The 5,031-nt window shown below is 65.8% G+C and carries 6 protein-coding genes; all 6 read left to right on the plus strand.

Annotated features, from left to right (window positions below):
• Positions 1-32: 32 nt before the first annotated feature.
• Positions 33-848 (plus strand): thiazole synthase, encoded by an 816-nt coding sequence (locus CIC12_RS26355; RefSeq protein ID WP_168668453.1) that lies wholly within the window; start codon positions 33-35, stop codon positions 846-848.
• Positions 845-1,939, plus strand: a complete 1,095-nt coding sequence (locus CIC12_RS26360) for a thiamine phosphate synthase (protein ID WP_168668454.1) — start codon at positions 845-847, stop codon at positions 1,937-1,939. Before CIC12_RS26355 ends, CIC12_RS26360 begins: the two co-directional genes overlap by 4 nt.
• Positions 1,940-2,033: 94 nt before the next feature.
• Positions 2,034-2,855 carry an ATP-binding cassette domain-containing protein gene (locus CIC12_RS26365; RefSeq protein WP_168668455.1) on the plus strand — a complete coding sequence of 274 codons (822 nt, stop codon included), beginning with the start codon at positions 2,034-2,036 and terminating at the stop codon, positions 2,853-2,855.
• Positions 2,852-3,619 (plus strand): lipid asymmetry maintenance ABC transporter permease subunit MlaE, encoded by a 768-nt coding sequence (gene mlaE / locus CIC12_RS26370; RefSeq protein ID WP_168668456.1) that lies wholly within the window; start codon positions 2,852-2,854, stop codon positions 3,617-3,619. The genes CIC12_RS26365 and mlaE overlap by 4 nt, the downstream gene beginning before the upstream one ends.
• A 91-nt stretch (positions 3,620-3,710) precedes the next feature.
• Positions 3,711-4,250, plus strand: a complete 540-nt coding sequence (gene mlaD, locus CIC12_RS26375) for an outer membrane lipid asymmetry maintenance protein MlaD (RefSeq protein ID WP_168668458.1) — start codon at positions 3,711-3,713, stop codon at positions 4,248-4,250.
• Between the two features lie 11 nt (positions 4,251-4,261).
• The coding region (locus CIC12_RS26380) for an MlaA family lipoprotein (protein WP_168668460.1) at positions 4,262-5,031 on the plus strand (770 nt) is incomplete at its 3' end.

Consider the following 5,031-nt stretch of genomic DNA (forward strand, 5'->3'; position numbering starts at 1 on the left):
CGCCACGCCTTGCCGGAGACCCGATGATGCAAATGACTTCCCCCCGAACCGCCGACGCGCTTACGCTGTACGGCCAAACCTTCGCGAGCCGCGTGCTGCTCGGCACCTCGCGCTATCCCTCGCTGCAGTCGCTGTCCGATTCGATCGGCGCGGCGCGCCCCGGCATGGTGACCGTGGCGCTGCGCCGGCAGATGAACGAAGGCGGCGCCGAAGCCGGCTTCTTCGATCTGCTCAAGCGCCACGGCGTGCCGCTCCTGCCGAACACGGCTGGCTGCCTGACGGTGGGCGAGGCGGTGACCACCGCCCACATGGCGCGCGAGATCTTCGAAACGGACTGGATCAAGCTCGAACTGATCGGCGACGACTACACGTTGCAGCCCGACCCGGTCGGCCTGATCGAAGCGGCCGCGCAGCTGATCAAGGACGGCTTCAAGGTGCTGCCGTATTGCACCGAAGACCTCGTGATCGGTCGCCGCCTGCTCGACGCCGGTTGTGAAGCACTGATGCCGTGGGGCGCGCCGATCGGCACCGGCAAGGGCGTGATCAATCCGTACGGGCTGCGGGTGCTGCGCGAGCGGCTGCCAGACGTGCCGCTGATCGTGGACGCCGGGCTCGGCGTGCCATCGCATGCGGCGCAGGTGATGGAGTGGGGTTTCGACGGCGTGCTGCTGAACACCGCGGTGTCGCAGGCGACGCACCCTGACGCGATGGCGCATGCGTTCGCGCTGGGCGTCGAAGCGGGCCGCCAGGCTTTTCTGGCCGGGCCGATGGCGGAGCGCGAAAGCGCGCACGCGAGCACGCCGGTGGTCGGCATGCCGTTCTGGCACCAAGACGGGAGCGCCGCATGACGCAAACACTGGCATTGAAGAATCGCGACCTGTTCTGGCCGCCCGCCGACGAACTCACCGAAGCCACGGAGCGCATCCGCGCGCGCCTCGGCGACTGGCCGCCGACGCATGCGCCGTGGCGCATCTGCCTGACCGCGCCGGACGAGCCCAATGGCGGCGATCTGATCGTGATCGCCGACGCCGAGCAGCACGGCGAGCAGATGGCGCGCTGGCTCGTGCGGGGCGCCGGTGTGATCGAAGCGGCGCAGGACAAGGCCACGCTGCATCTGGGCGGGGAGAAGTACCGCCTCGAAGGCCATCTGGCGGACGACTGGATTGCCGCACTAGCCGCGTTTCTCGACTGCGGCTTCGATCCGCACGATGCGCTGGTGCTGGCGCTCGCGTGGCGCGACGGCGACGAAACTCGCGCCGACGACGCCTTTCCGTGCGACCTCGCCCGTTTCCCGCGCCTTGCCGGTTTGCCGGCCGCGCCCGCGCAAGCGTTCGCTCGATGCCCGGACCGGCTCGGCCTTTACGCGGTGCTGCCGAGCGCCGAATGGGTCGAGCGGGTGGTGGGCTTCGGCGNGCAGTTGCGCCGCAAATCGGCCGAACCCGCCGACGAACTGAAGCGCGAAATCGCCCGCTGCGTGGCCGCCGGGCGCGCGCACGACGCCCAGGTATTCATCAACGACCACTGGCAGGCCGCGCTCGAAGCAGGCGCGTATGGCGTCCACCTCGGTCAGGAAGACGTGCATACCGCCGACCTGTCCGCATTGGCTGGCGCCGGCGTGCGGCTGGGTCTGTCGACGCATGGTTTCTACGAGATTCTGAAAGCGCTGCATTTTCGTCCCAGCTACATTGCATTGGGCGCGGTGTTTCCGACCACGACCAAAGTCATGCCGACCGCGCCGCAGGGTCTCAAGCGCCTCGCACGCTACGTGCGTCTGCTTGAGGGCGCCGTGCCGCTGGTGGCGATCGGCGGCATCGACTTGCAGGTCCTACCCGACGTGCTGGCCACGGGTGTCGGCTGTGCGGCGGTGGTGCGCGCGATAACGGAAGCTGTCGATCCGGCTGCCGCCGTTTCTGCGCTGCAGCAAGCGTTTACGCAATAATCGTCAGGCTTCTTTAAGAGACAGGGCACCTCACGGCAGCTTTTGCATGATGGCCCTATAATTCGGCCTTCCGTGTAAAAGGACTGTCAGTTTCGTGTCTTCCTCCCCCGAGACCTTACTCGAGCTGCGCGACGTCGACTTCGGTTACGGCGACCGGCTCGTCCTGTCGAACCTGAATCTGCGCTTCAAACGCGGGCAGGTCGTCGCGGTCATGGGCGGCTCGGGTTGCGGCAAGACCACGGTGCTGCGTCTGATCGGCGGTCTGGTGCGTGCTCAGCGCGGCCAGATCCTCTTTCACGGCCAGGACGTCGGCCAGCAGACGCGCGACGGCCTTTACGCGCTGCGCCGCAAAATGGGCATGCTGTTCCAGTTCGGCGCACTGTTCACCGACATGTCGGTGTTCGAAAACGTGGCCTTCGCGCTGCGCGAGCACACCGATCTTCCCGAAGAATTGATGCGCGACCTCGTACTGATGAAGCTCAACGCGGTCGGCTTGCGTGGGGCGCGCGACCTGATGCCGTCGGAGATTTCCGGCGGTATGGCACGGCGCGTGGCGCTCGCGCGCGCCATCGCGCTCGACCCCGAACTGATGATGTACGACGAGCCATTCGCCGGCCTCGATCCGATTTCGCTCGGCATTACCGCGAACCTGATCCGCGCGCTGAATCAGGCGCTGGGCGCCACCTCGATCCTGGTCACGCACGACGTGCCTGAATCGTTCGCGATCGCGGATTACGTCTACTTCCTCGCCAACGGCGGGGTCCACGCCGAAGGCACGCCGGCCGAGCTGCGCGCGTCGGCTGATCCGACCGTGCGGCAGTTCATCGACGGCGCGCCGGACGGCCCGTTCAAATTCCACTATCCGAGCAAGGCGTCGCTGGCGGCGGACTTCGGTATCGGCGGAGGTCAGTCATGATCAGTGCGATCGGTCGCTCGGTGATCGGCGGGCTCGGCACGGCCGGCTACGCCACGCGGTTTTTCTTCCGGCTGCTGCTCGAATTTTTTCCGTTGCTGCGCCGTCCGCGCCTTGTCACGAAGCAGATCCACTTCGTGGGTAATTATTCGCTGGTGATCATCGCGGTGTCGGGGCTGTTCGTCGGCTTCGTGCTCGGTTTGCAGGGCTATTACACGCTCAATCGCTACGGATCCGAGCAGGCGTTGGGCCTGCTGGTCGCGCTGTCGCTCGTGCGCGAACTCGGGCCGGTGGTGACCGCGCTGCTGTTCGCCGGTCGCGCAGGCACGTCGCTCACGGCCGAGATCGGCCTGATGAAGGCCGGCGAGCAACTCACCGCGATGGAAATGATGGCGGTCGACCCTGTCAAGGTGGTGGTCGCGCCGCGCCTGTGGGCCGGGATTGTCTCGATGCCGATCCTCGCCGCGATTTTCAGCGCGGTCGGCGTGTTGGGCGGTTATGTGGTGGGCGTGCTGCTGATCGGCGTCGACGCGGGCGCGTTCTGGTCGCAAATGCAAGGTGGCGTGGACGTCTGGCGCGATGTCGGCGCAGGGGTCGTCAAGAGCGTGGTGTTCGGCCTCGCGGTGACCTTCGTCGCGCTGTTTCAGGGCTACGAAGCCAAGCCCACGCCGGAAGGTGTGTCGCGCGCGACGACCAAAACGGTCGTGTATGCGTCGCTGGCGGTGCTCGGACTCGATTTTCTGCTGACTGCACTGATGTTCAGCTAAGACTGCGCGGCATGTTGGCCGCCAGCGGCGTGTCTCTCGACGCGCGCGGCGGGCAGCGTTGGCGGCGTGGCGGATTCACTTTGGGATGACGATGAAAAAGACTGCTCTCGACTTCTGGGTCGGCCTGTTTGTAGTGTTGGGTTTCGTGGCGTTGCTGTTTCTCGCGCTGAAGGCCGGCAACATGAGCTCGTTGTCTTTCCAGGCAACCTACCCGGTCAAGCTCAAGTTCGACAATATCGGCGGGCTGAAGGCGCGCGCACCGGTGAAAAGCGCGGGCGTGACGGTGGGCCGGGTCGCGTCGATCGGCTTCGACAGCAATGCGTATCAGGCGCTCGTCGTGATCGATCTCGACAAGCAGTATCAGTTTCCGAAAGACACCTCCGCGAAGATCCTGACCTCGGGTCTGCTCGGCGAACAGTACATCGGACTCGAACCCGGCGGCGACACCGACATGCTCAAGGCCGGCGACACGATTTCGATGACGCAATCGGCGATCGTGCTGGAAAACCTGATCGGCCAGTTCCTGTATAGCAAGGCCGCGGATTCGGGGGCGTCGAAGCCCGCGACGGCCGCGCCCGCCCCGGCGGCTGCAGCGCCGGGCTCGCCTGCCGCCGGCGCGGCCGGTCAATAAGGAGAACAAAAATGCAGACCACACGCATTGGAGGCGCGCGCGCTTTCCAGTTGGGCACGATCGTGGTGGCGGCCGCGGTGCTGGCCGGCTGCGCGACGGTGGAAACACCCACCAAGGGCGATCCGTTCGAAGGCCTGAACCGCACCATCTTCACCGTCAACGACAAGATCGACCAGTACGCGCTGAAGCCGGTCGCTAAAGGCTACGTGTGGGCGACCCCGCAGCCGGTGCGCGACAGTGTGACGAACTTCTTCTCGAACATCGGCGACGTCTACATCGCGGCGAACAACCTGCTGCAATTGAAGATCACCGACGGCGTGCAGGACATCATGCGGATCGTGATCAACACGGTATTCGGTGTCGGCGGGCTGTTCGATGTGGCGACGCTTGCCAAGCTGCCCAAGCACGAGAACGACCTCGGGCTGACGCTCGGCCACTACGGCGTGCCGCCGGGGCCGTATCTAGTGCTGCCGCTGTTCGGCCCGAGCACGGTGCGCGACGCGGTCGGCTCGGTCGGCAACTACTATGTGAACCCGCTGAGCTACATCGACCCGCCGGGTCTGAGCTGGGCGCTGTACGGCCTCAACATCGTCAACGTGCGCGCGAATCTGCTGAGTGCAAGCGACGTGCTGGAAGGCGCCGCGCTCGACAAATACTCGTTCGTGCGTAACGCCTATCTGCAACGTCGCGAGTATCTGCTGTCGGACGGCCGGCGGCGCACGCAGGCGCTGCCGAACTACGACGAGGAAGCGCCGCTGCCGAAGTACGACGAGGACGTCGA

It is taken from the genome of Paraburkholderia sp. SG-MS1 (assembly GCF_012275575.1).
In the GTDB taxonomy this organism is placed as follows: domain Bacteria; phylum Pseudomonadota; class Gammaproteobacteria; order Burkholderiales; family Burkholderiaceae; genus Paraburkholderia.